We start from the raw sequence: 14,060 nt of genomic DNA on the forward strand, positions 1-14,060 counted from the left end.
GCGCCCCCGGCCCCCCGGGGGCCCGGCCCCCCCCCGCCCCCCCCCCCCGCCCCCGCCCCCCCCCCCCGACCGGTCGCGGGGGAGGAGCCGGGGCTACCGGCCCGCGACCGACTCGCCTACCGGTCCGTCTGCCTGTCCGTCTACCGGCCCGCCTGAAGGGCCGACCACGTGGCGGGACCGGCTATGCCGTCCGCGGTCAGACCACGGCCGCTCTGGTAGTCGCGCACGGCCTGCGTCGTGTTCGGCCCGAACTGGCCGTCGATGGCCACGGTCCGGCCGAGGGCCGCCGTCAACGCGCGCTGGAGACGCTCCACCACGGCGCCCGTGCTCCCTTCCCGCACCTCGGAGGTGGTCCCCGCGGAGAGCAGGGCCGTCCAGGTGCGGGCGCCGACCACGCCGTCGGCGGGCAGCCCGCGGGAGGTCTGGAAGGACGTGACCGCGGTCGTGGTCCGCGTACCGAAGACACCGTCTGCGGTACCGGCGTTGTGCCCCTGCTGGTTCAGCAGGGTCTGAGCGGCCGTCACCTGGGCCCCGGTGGAACCGCTGCGCAGGGTGTTGTACGAGGGGAAGCTCAACTGGACGCTTCCGCCGCCCCCGCCGCCGCTGCCTCCGACCAGCTGCATGTAGTAGTTCCAGTTCCAGTTCGGTCCCGGGTCGGTGTGGTCATTGCCCGGCACCTCCGAGTGGCCGACGATGTGCGCGCGGTCCTTCGGTATGCCGTACCGGTCGCACAGGTACCGGGTGAGGGCGGCCGACGACCGGTACATCGAGTCGGTGAACCAGCTCGGGTTGTCGATGAAGCCTTCGTGCTCGATCCCCAGGCTGGAGGAGTTGGCCGAGCGGGCGTGGTACGCGGTGTTGCTGTCCCGGACCATCTGGGTGATCGCACCGTCCGAGGAGCGGATCACGTAGTGGGAGCTGACCTGCGAGGACGGGTTCTGGAACCAGCTGATGGTGCCGGCGTACGAGCCCTGCGTGACATGCAGGACCACGCTGCTGATCGACGCGGACCGGCCGACCGCGTAGTTGGCGGAGCTGGCCGGGACCCACGCCGCGTCCGGATAGTCGGGGGAGAGGGCGGCGCTCTGCTGGTCCGCGCCCCTGGCCGCGTACGCGCCGCGCTCGGGCTCGACGGCGCGGGGCCGTACGGTGACGCTCTCGCCACCCGCGACGTCCGCGTCGATGCCCTGCGCGAGGAGCGTGTAGACGGTGTCGGCGTAGAGCCGCGCGGTGCGGATGTCGGCCGCCCCGCCGTACTGGGCGACCACCGGATACCACTCGTCGATGCTGCGGCGCTCCCGGCTGTCCAGGCCGAGCCCGTCCGCGTAGGCGCGGAGCACGGCCGCGCCGCCACGGATGTTCGCCGTCGTGTCGGCGCGCAGCTCGGAACTCCGCTCGCCGGTGAGTTCGGCGGCCTTCTCCAGTGTGTGGCTCTTCGGGTTGCTCACCAGGTGCATCACCCCGTAGCCGTTGGCCTGGCTGGGTTCGCCCCGGTGCCCGTCGAGGCGGGTCTCGCCGTAGCCGACGGCCACCAACAGGTCCCGGGGGACCTCGAATTCGGCCGCGGCCCGGCTGAAGGCCCGGCTCATGCCGTCCCGGTCCGACGGGGTGACGGGCGCGGGCGCGGCGCCCGCGGGCTGGGCCGTGACGAGGAGCACCGTGGTGACCAGGCCACCGAGCGCGGACAGTGCTGTTCTCTTCGACGGTGTCCTCTGCCACGGTCTGTTCCCCGGCGTCGATTTCCCCGGAGTCGATCGTCGGTACATGCTTCCTCCTGGCCGATTTCGCGGTCTCCGCCGGAGCGGATCTGTGAGGGTCTACGCGAGTTGAACGCACCACTCCTATCGAGAGGTCATGCTCACGTCAAGCCCCACCTGTCGCGTACGCCACAAGTGACTCATCGGCCGGAAAACGCGCGTACCCGCGAAAAAGGCCCTCCACATGTGCGCGAAGAGCGTTACGTGTGAAGAGCCTTATGTGCGAGGGGACTTACGCGGCGAAGAAGTCCGTCAGGACCGGTGCCAGCACATGGGGCGCCACCTCATGTGTCTGGCCCGTCAGCGTGCGGTGCCGGCCTCGGGGGAGTGCCCTGGCCACCGCGCGGGCGGCGGCGCGCAGCGGCGGCGGGCTGGCGCCGCCGTCCACGACCATCGCCCGCGTCCTGATCGTCGCCAGCCGGTCGGCCGGGATCAGCCCCGGCCCCAGTACGGCGTTGTCGTACGCCAAGGTGTGCGCCAGAGCGTCCAGATCCGGCCACATCGGCGACCGGCGCATGCGGGCGATCATCTCGGGCACCATCCCCACCAGCGAGAGGAACAGCTCCACCGCCTCGCCCCGCCGCCCCCGCGCCAGCAGGTCCATGAGCCGCTCGCGGTAGGCCGCGGTGCCCGGCAGATCGGCCGGATCGGTCGCGTACGGAGGCTCGTACAGGGCGAATTGAGTGATCGGCAGGCCCGCTGCCGTCGCCTCCAGGACGAGGGCCGCGCCCGAGGAGACGCCGTATACGGACGCGCTCCCGCCCGCCGCGTCGAGGAGAGCGGCCAGATCCTCGGTCTCCCGTGCCACCGCGTACGGACCGTTCTCGCCGCTCGCGCCGCGCCCGCGCCGGTCGTAGGTGATGACGTCGAAACGCGGCGCGAGCAGCTTCGCCAGCGGGGCCTCGGATTCGGCGGTGTTGAGCGCGCCCCCCACCAGAATCACCGGCGGGCCGTCCCCCGACCGCCGGTACGCGATCGGGGTGCCGTCCCCCGATGTCACCGTGCACACATTGTTCATGACGACTGAGACCGGCGTGCCCGGCGCAACTCATCGCTCGCGGAGGAAGTTTGTTTCTCAGCCCGCGACGACCTCCGTGTCGTAGAAGCAGAAGTGGTCCTTGACCTGGGCGACTTCGGCCTTCGGCGTGTGATACGCCCAGACGGTGTCCGGCGCCCCGGGCAGCGACCAGTACGAGGCGTCGCCCTTGAACGGGCAGTGGGTGGAGGTGTCGGAGGGCGTCAGCAGTTCGGTGCGTACGTCCTCCGGCGGGAGGTAGTAGCGGACCGGACAGCCGGTCTCGCGCAGAAGCAGCGGGCCGCGGCTCTCCGCGATGGTCTGCCCGTCACGTACGACACGTACATGCTCGGTGCCCTGCTCGATGGTGATGCGGTGTCCCGTGCTCATGGTGGTCTGCCCCTTCGCAGTGCGGGTCATTGCCCCGTTCGGCCCCGTCGGTCCCTCTGTACGTTCAGCAACGAACCACGGCGTGCTCTTCCCGCCCGTACCGTTCACCTCATGAATATCTGTGTCTTTCTCTCCGCCGCCGATCTCCCCGAGCGCTACACCCGCCCCGCCCGTGAATTCGCCGAGCTGATCGGCAAGGGCGGCCACACCCTCGTATGGGGCGGTTCCGACAGCGGGCTGATGAAGGTCGTCGCCGACGGGGTGCAGGAGGCGGGCGGCCGGCTGGTCGGCGTCTCCGTGGACTTTCTCCGGGGCAGCGCCCGGCCGGTCGCCGACGAGATGGTGTTCGCCAAGGATCTCGCCGAGCGCAAGGCCCTGCTGCTCGCCAAGTCCGACGCGGTCGTGATCATGGTCGGTGGTACGGGGACGCTGGACGAGGCCACCGAGATCCTGGAGCTCAAGAAGCACGCGCTGCACACCAAGCCCGTGGTGCTGCTCAACACGGCCGGTTTCTACGACGGGCTCAAGCAGCAGTTCCGGCGGATGGACGAGGACGGCTTCCTGCCGCTGCCCCTCACCGACCTGGTGTTCTTCGCCGAGGACGGGGTGAGCGCCCTCGCCTATCTGGAGGAGTCCGCCGGCGTTCAGTGATCGGGCGCGGTGATGCGACCATGACCGCATGGCTACCCATCTGATCACCGGTGCGGGCTCCGGCATCGGCGCCGCTGTCGCGCGCCGACTGCACGAGCGCGGCGACGACCTGATCCTGTTCGCCCGTGACGCCGGCCGCGCCAGGGAACTCGCCTCGGCCTTCCCCGGCGCCCGTACCCTCGTCGGCGACCTCGCCAACCCGGACCGGCTCTCCTGGGCGCTGGCCCAGCAGACGCTTCCTGACCGGCTCGACTCGCTGCTGCACATCGCGGGCGTCGTCGACCTGGGGGCGGTCGGGGATCTGACCCCCAAGAGCTGGCACCACCAGCTGAGTGTGAACCTGATCGCGCCCGCCGAGCTGACCCGGCTCCTGCTGCCCCAACTCCGGGCCTCCCACGGTCAGGTGATCTTCGTCAACTCGGGCGCCGGGCTCAGCGCGCACGCCGAGTGGGGCGCGTACGCCGCGTCCAAGCACGGCCTCAAGGCGCTGGCCGACGCGCTGCGCGAGGAGGAGCGCGCGAACGGTCTGCGGGTGACCTCCGTCTACCCGGGCCGTACGGCGAGCCCCATGCAGGCCAAGGTCCACCAGCAGGAGGGCAAGGAGTACGACGCCTCCCGCTGGATCGATCCCGGGTCCGTGGCGACGACCGTCCTCGCGGCGCTCGACCTGCCGCGCGACGCGCGGATCGACGACGTGACCGTACGGCCGGGCCGGTGAGCGTGCCGATGGACGAGTCGCGGAACGAGTCGCGGAACGGGCCGGTGACCGGGCCGGCCGGGAACGTCTGGGGCGCCGCCACGGGGATCGGTTCGATGCCCGGCGGCGACGCGCGGGAGACCGCCAAGGCCGTCACCGGCAGCTTCGAGGACTTCCCGCATCTGCCCGAGCTGCCCGCCCGTGGCCCCGGCGCCGACATGATCGGCCGGACGGCCGGGCTGCTCGTCGAGGTCTACGCGCGTGTGGAGCCCAGCGGCTGGCGGATCGGCGACCGGCCGGGCCGTGACACCAAGCGGGCCAGGTCCTGGATGGGCGAGGACCTCGACGCGCTGGAGGAGTTCACCCAGGGGTACGAGGGCCCGCTCAAGGTCCAGGCCGTCGGGCCGTGGACGCTGGCCGCCTCGCTGGAGCTGCGCAACGGCGAGTCGGCGCTCAGCGACCCCGGAGCCTGCCGGGATCTGACCGGCTCGCTGGTGGAGGGGCTGACCGCGCATCTCGCGGAGGTACGGCGCCGGGTGCCCGGCGCCGTACCGGTGCTCCAGATCGACGAGCCCTCGCTCACCGCCGTACTGCGCGGCGAGATCAGGACGGCCAGCGGCTACCGCACCCACCGCGCGGTGGACCGCCAGATCGTGGAGAGCGCGCTGCGTGAGGTGACCGCGCTCGCCTCCGGGAGGGCGGTCGTGCACTCCTGCGCGCCCGGCGTTCCGTTCGCCCTGCTGCGGCGGGCGGGCGCGGCGGCGATCTCCTTCGATGTCGATCTGCTCACCGAGCGTGACGAGGACTCCATCGGTGAGGCGGTCGAGGGCGGAACGAAACTCCTCGCCGGGATCGTGCCGGGCACCGACGGCCCATTGTCAGACCCTGCCGGTAGCGTCATGGGTGTCAGAACGCTGTGGCGCAGGCTGGGGCTGAATCCGGGGACTCTCGCGGAGTCCGTGGTGGTCACCCCGTCGTGCGGGCTCGCGGGGGCCTCTCCCGCGTACGCGCGCGCCGCGATGGCGCACTGCGTCAGGGCCGCGAGATCCCTCGTGGACAACCCTGAGTGACGATCCGGGACGACGGGTCCTGGTGAACGGGAGGACGAAACGGTGGCTGGCGAACAGCGGACGGCGGTGCCCGCCGAGGCACGGGAGCGGCATGCCCAACTCGCCGAGCAGATCGAGGAGCACCGCTTCCGGTACTACGTGAAGGACCAGCCGGTCATCAGCGACGGCGCGTTCGACACACTGCTGCGGTCGCTGGAGGCGCTGGAGGAGGAGCATCCGGAGCTGCGCACGCCCGACTCGCCGACCCAGAAGGTCGCGGGGGCGTACGAGACGGACTTCACGGCGGTCCAGCACCGCGAGCGGATGCTCTCCCTGGACAACGCGTTCGACGACGCCGAGCTGGCCACCTGGGCCGACCGGGTCGCCAAGGACGTGGGCACGCCCGACTTCCACTTCCTGTGCGAGCTGAAGGTCGACGGGCTCGCGGTCAATCTCACCTATGAGCACGGCAGGCTGACCCGCGCCGCCACCCGCGGCGACGGCCGTACGGGCGAGGACATCACGCCCAACGTCCGTACGATCGCCGAGATCCCGCACCGGCTGGCGGGCGAGCGCGTCCCCGGACTGGTGGAGATCCGCGGCGAGGTCTACTTCCCGATGGAGGCGTTCCAGGAGCTGAACGCACGTCTGGTGGCCGCCGGTGACAAGCCGTTCGCCAACCCGCGCAACGCGGCGGCGGGTTCACTGCGCCAGAAGGACCCCAAGATCACCGCGACCCGCCCGCTGCACATGGTGGTGCACGGCATCGGGGCCCGCGAGGGCTTCGACATCGACTGCCTCTCGCACGCGTACGAGCTGCTGCGCGAGTGGGGGCTGCCGACCGCCCGGCACAACAAGGTGGTCGGATCGACCGGGGAGGTACGGGAGTTCATCGCCTACTTCGGCGAGCACCGGCACTCCGTGGAGCACGAGATCGACGGTGTGGTCGTCAAGCTCGACGAGATCCCGCTCCAGGGCCGGCTGGGCTCCACCTCGCGCGCCCCGCGCTGGGCGATCGCCTGGAAGTACGCGCCCGAGGAGGTCAACACCAAGCTGGTGAACATCCGGGTGGGTGTGGGCCGCACCGGGCGCGTCACACCGTACGCGCAGGTCGAGCCGGTCACGGTCGCCGGTTCCGAGGTCGAGTTCGCCACCCTGCACAACCAGGACGTGGTGAAGGCCAAGGGCGTCTGGATCGGTGACACGGTCGTGATCCGCAAGGCCGGCGATGTCATCCCGGAGATCCTCGGCCCGGTCATCGATCTGCGGCCCGGGGACGCGTACGAGTTCGAGATGCCCGCGGTGTGTCCCGAGTGCGGTACGGAGCTGCGGGCCATGAAGGAGGGCGACATCGACCTCCGCTGTCCCAACGCCCGTACCTGCCCGGCCCAGTTGCGGGAGCGGCTGTTCTATCTCGCCGGCCGCAAGTGCCTGGACATCGAGAACTTCGGCTATGTGGCCGCCGCCGCCCTGACCAGACCGCTGGAGCCGGAGACACCGCCGTTGCTGGACGAGGGCGATCTCTTCGACCTGACGGTCGAACAGCTGCTGCCCATCAAGGCGTATGTCCTCGACCAGGACAGCGGGCTGCCCAAGCGCGACCCGAAGACCGGCGAGGAGAAGATCGCCACGGTCTTCGCCAATCAGGAGGGCGAGCCGAAGAAGAACGCCCTGGCGATGCTTCAGAACATCGCGGCGGCCAGGGAACGCCCGCTGGCCCGCGTCATCGCCGGGCTCTCCATCCGTCATGTCGGTCCGGTCGCCGCCGAGGCGCTGGCCAGGGAGTTCCGCTCGATCGACCGGATCGAGCAGGCCACGGAACAGGAGCTGGCCGACGTCGACGGAGTGGGCGCGATCATCGCCACCTCCGTCAAGGAATGGTTCGAGGTCGACTGGCACCGCGAGATCCTGCGCAAGTGGCGGGCCGCCGGGGTACGTATGGAGGAAGAGGGCACCGGCGAGGACGACGCACCACGGCCGTTGGAGGGCCTGACGGTTGTCGTCACGGGCACGCTGGAGCGGTACACGAGGGATGGCGCGAAAGAGGCGCTTCAAACCCGTGGAGCGAAGGTGACCGGGGCCGTCTCGAAGAAGACCGGCTTCGTGGTGGTCGGGGAGAACCCCGGTTCGAAGTACGACAAAGCGATGCAGCTGAAGGTTCCGGTCCTGGACGAACAGGGGTTCACCATCCTGCTCGAACAGGGTCCGGAGGCGGCCAGGGAGGCCGCCGTCAGCCCGGAAGAGGCATCGGCCACCCCCGAGGAGTAGCGCGACAATTCCCCGGAAAGCGGAGTCCCACACCGTCGAATTCGGGCCGCAAAGCTCACCCGTTCGGCGCATACCAGATGGATACGGATGGGCAGGTCGCATTCGGGCAACAGCTGAAGAGCGCTGCCCGTCGGAGCGTTTCGCGGCCTACTGTTGAGAGGTGCGCCTGTCGTGAACGGCTGAGTGGTGTGATACCGGCCGTGTGTGCATGACAACGTGACATCGCGTGGCATCGGCTTCGCCGGCTGTGAGAGGGACGGGAATGAAACCGACCGAGAGCGCCGCCCCGGTCTCACCCCCGCGCGGATTCGCGCGAATTGCGGGCCTTGCGGCCAGGACGCCCGCTCTTGTGGTGGGATTCGCCGTCGTCGTCCTGGCGACGGGACTCTTCCTTACGGTGCGCGACGGCCACGCGCTCTTCCCCGGTGGCACATCGGGATGGGCCCTGGCCGTGCTGACCGGCATCATCGTGGGCCATCTGGTCGCGCTCGGCCGGGACCGCTGGTGGGGCGGCACGGGCTCAGGCGCCGCCCTCACCCTGGCCGTCCTGCTGCTCTACGGCTGGGTGGCGGCCGGACTGGTCTCCCTCGCCGTCGTGGTGCTGGTCGGGGTCGCCCGCAGACACCGCTGGCGGCTGGGTGTCCTGCACGGCGCGGCGGACATGCTCGGCATCGGCGCCGCCGCGCTCGTGCTCGCCCTGTTCGGTGTGGTCCCCACCGTCGAACGCCCCTGGCAGCCGCTCGACTGGGGGTTCGTCAGTGTCGTGGAGATCGCGCTGGCCGCCGCCGCCCATCTCGTGGTCACCCGGCTGCTGCTCTGGTACACACTCTCCCCGCAGGCCGGCGGGCTGCCGACCGTCGCCCGAACGGCCCTGTACCGGCAGGGTCTGGTCGCGGTCGCCCTGCTCGGTATCGCGCCGCTGATCTGTGTGGTCGCGGTGTCCCTGCCGGTCCTGCTGCCGCTCTTCTCGATCCCGCTGATCGCCCTCGACTCCACGCTCTGGATCGCGCGGGCACGCGCCGAGGAGCAGCTGCGCGACCCGCTCACCAAACTGCCCAACCGGCAGTGGCTGCTGGAGCGCACCTGGACGGCGCTGGAGGAGGCGGAGGGGCTGGGTGCCAGGGCCGGACTGGTCCTGATCGACCTCGACCGGTTCCGCTCGGTCAATGACACGCTCGGTCACCTCGCGGGAGACCGGCTGCTGTTGCAGATAGCCGACCGGCTCCGGCTGGCCCTGCCGCGCGGCGCCGAGGCCGCGCGGCTCGGTGGTGACGAGTTCGCGGTGCTGCTGCCGACCTGCGACTCCACGACCAGCGCCCAGCGGGTCGCCCGCCATCTGGTGGCCGAGCTCTCCTCGCCGCTGGACCTCGACGGGCTGACGCTCGTCCTGGAGGCGAGCGCCGGAGTCGCCGTCTACCCCGAGCACGCGGTGGACGCGGAAGGGCTGCTGCGGCGCGCGGACGTCGCGATGTACCAGGCGAAGCGGGACCGTACGGGCGTCGAGGTCTACGAGTCCAAGCGGGACTCCAACACCCCGGACCGGCTGGGCCTGCTGGGCGATCTGCGCCGCGCGCTGGACGCGGGCGAGGTGGAGCTGCACTACCAGCCCAAGGTCCGCTTCGACGGCCAGGTCGCCGGGCTGGAGGCGCTGGTGCGCTGGGTGCACCCGGAGCGCGGCCGGGTCCCTCCGGACGACTTCATCGCGATCGCCGAGTCCTCCGGTCTGATGCCTCATCTCACCGAGTACGTACTGGAGATGGCTCTCGCCCAGGTCGCCAGCTGGCGGTCCCAGGGACTGATGGTGCCGGTGGCGGTCAATGTCTCCCCGAGGGATGTGCACACCCCCGGTTTCGCGGGCGCGGTGGCGGCACGGCTGGCCCGGCACGGCGTACCGGCCGGCTCCCTCCAGCTGGAGATAACGGAACACGTCCTGCTGGAGGACCCCCAGCGGGCGGCCGACACCCTCGCGGGCCTGACCGGACACGGCGTGAAGATGTCCCTCGACGACTTCGGTACGGGGTACTCCTCCCTGGTGCATCTGCGGCGGCTGCCGGTCAGCGAGCTGAAGATCGACCGCTCCTTCGTGGCCAGGCTCGCCGTCGACACCGAGGACGGGGAGATCGTCCGCTGCACGGTCGATCTGGCGCACTCGCTGGGCCTGCTGGTCGTCGCGGAGGGTGTCGAGGACGACGAGACCTGGGAGCGGCTGCGGGATCTGGGCTGCGACGCGGTGCAGGGCTGGCTGGTGGCCGCCGCGATGCCGCCGCGCGAGGCCACGGCGTGGCTGCTGGCCAGGGGCGAGCGCGGCTGGCAGCGGCCGGCGGAGCTGGAGGCGGCCCGCGCCCGCGAGCTCGCCGTCGAGCGCGCCCGGGAGCAGTCGGGCCAGGTGGTCCAGTAACGGCCGCCGACGCGGTGAGAGGCCCTCGGGACGGCGTTCCCGGGGCCTCCGGGACGGGGCGAGGGCAAACCGTTTCGTGGCCAGGGGTCCCGGCCCCATAGGATTGGGCCAAAACCAATCACACTCACCCCTGAGGATCGCTGCATGCCTGGCATTACGCGCGAGGAGGTCGCCCACCTCGCCCGGCTGGCGCGTCTGGAGCTGAAGGCCGAAGAGCTCGATCACTTCGCCGGACAGCTCGACGACATCATCGGCGCGGTCGCCCGCGTATCCGAGGTAGCCGACCAAGACGTACCGCCGACCTCCCACCCGCTGCCGCTGACCAATGTCATGCGCGCGGACGAGGTCCGTCCGTCGCTCACCCCCGAGCAGGCGCTCTCCGGCGCCCCTGCCCAGGAGCAGCAGCGTTTCAAGGTGCCGCAGATCCTGGGGGAGGACTAACAGCCATGACGGTCAACAGCAAGATCGAGAACTGCGTCAAGCTCACCGCCGCCGAGATCGCCGGGAAGATCGCCTCCGGCGAGCTCACGGCCGTCGAGGTCACCGAGGCCCATCTCGCCAGGATCGAGGCCGTCGACGAGAAGGTCCACGCCTTCCTCCATGTCGACCGCGAGGGCGCGCTGGCCCAGGCCCGCGCCGTGGACGCGAAGCGGGCGGCGGGCGAGAAGCTCGGACCGCTGGCCGGTGTCCCGCTCGCGCTCAAGGACATCTTCACCACCGAGGGCGTGCCGACCACCGTCGGTTCCAAGATCCTCGAAGGCTGGATCCCGCCCTACGACGCGACGCTCACGAAGAAGCTCAAGGCGGCCGACGTCATCATCCTGGGCAAGACCAACATGGACGAGTTCGCCATGGGGTCCTCCACGGAGAACAGCGCCTACGGCCCCACCGGCAACCCCTGGGACCTGACCCGGGTGCCCGGCGGCTCCGGCGGCGGCTCGTCGGCCTCGCTCGCCTCGTACCAGGCGCCGCTGGCCATCGGCACGGACACCGGCGGTTCCATCCGCCAGCCCGCCGCCCTGACCGGCACGGTCGGCGTCAAGCCGACCTACGGCGGGGTCTCCCGCTACGGCATGGTCGCCTTCTCGTCCTCCCTCGACCAGGGCGGCCCCTGCGCCCGTACGGTCCTGGACGCCGCCCTGCTGCACGAGGCGATCGCCGGCCATGACCCGCTCGACTCGACCTCCATCGACGCCCCGGTCCCGCCGGTCGTCGAGGCGGCCCGCAACGGCTCGGTCGCCGGGATGCGCGTCGGTGTCGTCAAGCAGTTCCGCGGCGAGGGCTACCAGGCCGGTGTCGTCCAGCGCTTCGACGAGTCCGTGGAGCTGCTCAAGGGGCTCGGCGCCGAGATCGTCGAGCTGGACTGCCCGTCCTTCGACCTCGGCCTCGCCGCGTACTACCTGATCGCGCCGTCCGAGTGCTCCTCGAACCTCGCCCGCTTCGACGCCATGCGCTACGGCCTGCGGGTCGGCGACGACGGTACGAGGTCCGCCGAGGACGTCACGGCCCTGACCCGCGAGGCGGGCTTCGGCGACGAGGTCAAGCGCCGCATCATGCTCGGTACGTACGCGCTCAGCTCCGGCTACTACGACGCGTACTACGGCTCGGCGCAGAAGGTCCGCACGCTCATCACCCGGGACTTCGAGAAGGCGTTCGAGCAGGTCGATGTGATCGTCTCGCCGACGACCCCGACCACCGCCTTCCCGATCGGCGAGCGCGCCGACGACCCGATGGCGATGTATCTCGCGGATCTGTGCACCATCCCGACCAACCTGGCCGGCAACGCCGCCATGTCGCTGCCCTGCGGCCTCGCGCCGGAGGACGGCCTCCCGGTCGGACTGCAGATCATCGCCCCCGCCATGAAGGACGACCGGCTCTACAAGGTCGGTGCCGCCGTCGAGGCGGCCTTCGTGGAAAAGTGGGGCCACCCGCTGCTTGAGGAGGCTCCGTCACTATGACCAGTGCAATGAGCAAGGCCAAGGGCTTCAAGAAGTCCAAGACCGGCACGTATCTGTCGATCGGGACCACCGCGTTCGGCGCGATCAGCGTCGTCAAGCAGGCCAGGACGGCCCGCAAGGACCATGACACGCTCCGGCTGGTCGACGCGGTCGTCTCCGCCGCCGCCATCGTCACGGGCGTCGCTCTGCTCCTGCGGGAGCTGAAGCGCCTGGGCGACGACGACGTTCTGCTGGGCTGAGAGGGAAAGTTTCACCGTGACTGTCACTGAACTCGTGCCGTACGAGGACGCCCTCGCGACGTACGACCCCGTCATGGGCCTGGAGGTCCATGTCGAGCTCGGCACCAGGACCAAGATGTTCTGCGGCTGCTCGACCGAGCTGGGCGCCGAGCCCAACTCGCAGACCTGCCCCACCTGTCTGGGCATGCCGGGCTCGCTCCCGGTCGTCAACGCGATCGGCGTCGAGTCGGCCGTGAAGATCGGCCTCGCGCTCAACTGCGAGATCGCCGAGTGGTGCCGCTTCGCCCGGAAGAACTACTTCTATCCGGACATGCCGAAGAACTTCCAGACCTCCCAGTACGACGAGCCGATCGCCTTCAACGGCTATCTGGACGTCCAGCTGGAGGACGGCGAGACGTTCCGCGTCGAGATCGAGCGCGCCCACATGGAGGAGGACACCGGCAAGTCGCTGCACGTCGGCGGCGCCACCGGCCGGATCCACGGCGCGTCCCACTCCCTGCTCGACTACAACCGCGCGGGCATCCCGCTCATCGAGATCGTCACCAAGCCCATCGAGGGCGCGGGCGAGCGCGCCCCCGAGGTCGCCAAGGCGTACGTCGCCGAGCTGCGCGAGCTGATCAAGGCGCTCGACGTCTCCGAGGCCCGCATGGAGATGGGCCAGATGCGGTGCGATGTGAACCTCTCGCTGCGCCCGCACGGGCGGGAGAAGTTCGGTACGCGCTCCGAGACGAAGAACGTCAACTCGCTGCGCAGCGTCGAGCGCGCGGCCCGCTACGAGATCCAGCGCCACGCCGCGGTGCTGAACTCCGGCGGCACGATCATCCAGGAGACCCGCCACTTCCACGAGGAGGACGGCTCCACCACCTCGGGCCGGGTGAAGGAGGAGGCCGAGGACTACCGGTACTTCCCGGAGCCCGACCTCGTGCCCATCGCCCCGCCCCGGGACTGGGTGGAGGAGCTGAGGCAGGGTCTGCCCGAGCTGCCGCGGGTGCGGCGCAACCGGCTCCGTGAGGAGTGGGGCGTCTCCGAGCACGACATGCAGTCGATCCTCAACGCGGGCGCGATCGAGTCGATCGTCGCCACGATCGACGCGGGTGCCCCGGCCGACCAGGCCCGTAAGTGGTGGATGGGCGAGCTGGCCCGGCACGCCAACGAGTCGGGCCGCGCGCTGGACGAGCTGCCCATCACCCCGGGGCAGGTCGCACGGGTCGCGGAGCTCGTCACCTCCGGCGATCTCAACGACAAGCTGGCCCGTCAGGTGCTGGAGGGCGTGCTCGCCGGTGAGGGCGACCCGGACACCGTCGTGGAGAAGCGCGGACTGAAGGTGGTCTCGGACGAGGGCGCGCTCGGCGCGGCCGTGGACGAGGCCATCGCGGGCAACGCGGCCATCGCCGACAAGATCCGCGCGGGCAAGGTCGCCGCGGCGGGCGCGCTGGTCGGCGCGGTCATGAAGGCCACGCGCGGCCAGGCGGACGCCGCGCGGGTCCGCGAGCTGATCCTTGAGCGGCTCGCCCCGGCCGACGCCGGTTCGTAGGTCCGTATCCACGCCACTGGGGGCGGGGGGGCCCGAGCGTGGGGCCCCCCCCCCCCCGGGCTATTTTTTTGAGTGTAAAACCGCACCCCCGCGAAAGTGAAAAA

At 70.7% G+C, this 14,060-nt stretch carries 12 protein-coding genes; 9 read left to right on the forward strand and 3 right to left on the reverse strand.

All coding sequences use genetic code 11. The annotated features are described in order from the left end of the window. Positions 1-140: 140 nt before the first annotated feature. The 3 genes from ACFRKB_RS25105 to ACFRKB_RS25115 all read right to left on the reverse strand — a co-directional run bounded on the left by ACFRKB_RS25105 (position 141) and on the right by ACFRKB_RS25115 (position 3,162). Positions 141-1,766 (reverse strand): peptidoglycan recognition protein family protein, encoded by a 1,626-nt coding sequence (locus ACFRKB_RS25105; RefSeq protein WP_383108675.1) that lies wholly within the window; start codon positions 1,764-1,766, stop codon positions 141-143. Between the two features lie 223 nt (positions 1,767-1,989). After that, complete coding sequence (locus tag ACFRKB_RS25110) at positions 1,990-2,766, reverse strand: alpha/beta fold hydrolase (protein WP_383108792.1); 777 nt, start codon at positions 2,764-2,766, stop codon at positions 1,990-1,992. A gap of 66 nt (positions 2,767-2,832) precedes the next feature. Next, positions 2,833-3,162 (reverse strand): DUF427 domain-containing protein, encoded by a 330-nt coding sequence (locus ACFRKB_RS25115; protein WP_383108676.1) that lies wholly within the window; start codon positions 3,160-3,162, stop codon positions 2,833-2,835. Positions 3,163-3,273: 111 nt separating this feature from the next. On the opposite strand from ACFRKB_RS25115, the gene ACFRKB_RS25120 reads away from it, so the two are divergent. The 9 genes from ACFRKB_RS25120 (at position 3,274) to gatB (ending at position 13,956) form a co-directional block, all read left to right on the forward strand. Further along, on the forward strand, positions 3,274-3,813 hold the full coding sequence (locus tag ACFRKB_RS25120) for an LOG family protein (RefSeq protein WP_383108677.1): 540 nt from the start codon (positions 3,274-3,276) through the stop codon (positions 3,811-3,813). A 28-nt stretch (positions 3,814-3,841) separates the two neighbouring features. Then, positions 3,842-4,531: an SDR family oxidoreductase gene (locus ACFRKB_RS25125; RefSeq protein WP_383108678.1), complete on the forward strand. Its 690-nt coding sequence runs from the start codon at positions 3,842-3,844 to the stop codon at positions 4,529-4,531. An 8-nt stretch (positions 4,532-4,539) separates the two neighbouring features. Then, positions 4,540-5,580, forward strand: coding sequence for a methionine synthase (locus ACFRKB_RS25130; RefSeq protein ID WP_383108793.1), 1,041 nt, complete (start codon positions 4,540-4,542; stop codon positions 5,578-5,580). Positions 5,581-5,622: 42 nt separating this feature from the next. Then, the gene (gene ligA / locus ACFRKB_RS25135) at positions 5,623-7,827 is read left to right on the forward strand and encodes an NAD-dependent DNA ligase LigA (protein ID WP_383108680.1); all 2,205 of its coding nucleotides are present in this window, start codon (positions 5,623-5,625) and stop codon (positions 7,825-7,827) included. Positions 7,828-8,089: 262 nt separating this feature from the next. Next, positions 8,090-10,225 (forward strand): putative bifunctional diguanylate cyclase/phosphodiesterase, encoded by a 2,136-nt coding sequence (locus ACFRKB_RS25140; protein ID WP_383108681.1) that lies wholly within the window; start codon positions 8,090-8,092, stop codon positions 10,223-10,225. 144 nt (positions 10,226-10,369) lie between these two features. Next, complete coding sequence (gene gatC, locus ACFRKB_RS25145; protein ID WP_010984178.1) at positions 10,370-10,666, forward strand: Asp-tRNA(Asn)/Glu-tRNA(Gln) amidotransferase subunit GatC; 297 nt, start codon at positions 10,370-10,372, stop codon at positions 10,664-10,666. Positions 10,667-10,671: 5 nt separating this feature from the next. After that, positions 10,672-12,183, forward strand: a complete 1,512-nt coding sequence (gene gatA / locus ACFRKB_RS25150) for an Asp-tRNA(Asn)/Glu-tRNA(Gln) amidotransferase subunit GatA (protein ID WP_365976179.1) — start codon at positions 10,672-10,674, stop codon at positions 12,181-12,183. Then, the gene (locus ACFRKB_RS25155; RefSeq protein ID WP_030351834.1) at positions 12,180-12,422 is read left to right on the forward strand and encodes a hypothetical protein; all 243 of its coding nucleotides are present in this window, start codon (positions 12,180-12,182) and stop codon (positions 12,420-12,422) included. The genes gatA and ACFRKB_RS25155 overlap by 4 nt, the downstream gene beginning before the upstream one ends. A gap of 16 nt (positions 12,423-12,438) precedes the next feature. Next, positions 12,439-13,956, forward strand: a complete 1,518-nt coding sequence (gene gatB / locus ACFRKB_RS25160) for an Asp-tRNA(Asn)/Glu-tRNA(Gln) amidotransferase subunit GatB (protein ID WP_383108682.1) — start codon at positions 12,439-12,441, stop codon at positions 13,954-13,956. Positions 13,957-14,060: the final 104 nt, after the last annotated feature.

Origin of the sequence: Streptomyces scopuliridis, assembly GCF_042790125.1 — a bacterium.
Lineage (GTDB): Bacteria > Actinomycetota > Actinomycetes > Streptomycetales > Streptomycetaceae > Streptomyces > Streptomyces scopuliridis_A.

What these genes read in the sequence shown, in the direction of transcription:
- ACFRKB_RS25140 (WP_383108681.1), top strand. Translation starts at nt 8,090, where the DNA reads ATGAAACCGACCGAGAGCGCCGCCCCGGTCTCACCCCCGCGCGGATTC.
- ACFRKB_RS25115 (WP_383108676.1), bottom strand. Translation starts at nt 3,162, where the DNA reads ATGAGCACGGGACACCGCATCACCATCGAGCAGGGCACCGAGCATGTA.
- ACFRKB_RS25155 (WP_030351834.1), top strand. Translation starts at nt 12,180, where the DNA reads ATGACCAGTGCAATGAGCAAGGCCAAGGGCTTCAAGAAGTCCAAGACC.
- gatA (WP_365976179.1), top strand. Translation starts at nt 10,672, where the DNA reads ATGACGGTCAACAGCAAGATCGAGAACTGCGTCAAGCTCACCGCCGCC.
- ACFRKB_RS25105 (WP_383108675.1), bottom strand. Translation starts at nt 1,766, where the DNA reads ATGTACCGACGATCGACTCCGGGGAAATCGACGCCGGGGAACAGACCG.
- gatC (WP_010984178.1), top strand. Translation starts at nt 10,370, where the DNA reads ATGCCTGGCATTACGCGCGAGGAGGTCGCCCACCTCGCCCGGCTGGCG.
- ACFRKB_RS25125 (WP_383108678.1), top strand. Translation starts at nt 3,842, where the DNA reads ATGGCTACCCATCTGATCACCGGTGCGGGCTCCGGCATCGGCGCCGCT.
- ACFRKB_RS25130 (WP_383108793.1), top strand. Translation starts at nt 4,540, where the DNA reads ATGGACGAGTCGCGGAACGAGTCGCGGAACGGGCCGGTGACCGGGCCG.
- ACFRKB_RS25120 (WP_383108677.1), top strand. Translation starts at nt 3,274, where the DNA reads ATGAATATCTGTGTCTTTCTCTCCGCCGCCGATCTCCCCGAGCGCTAC.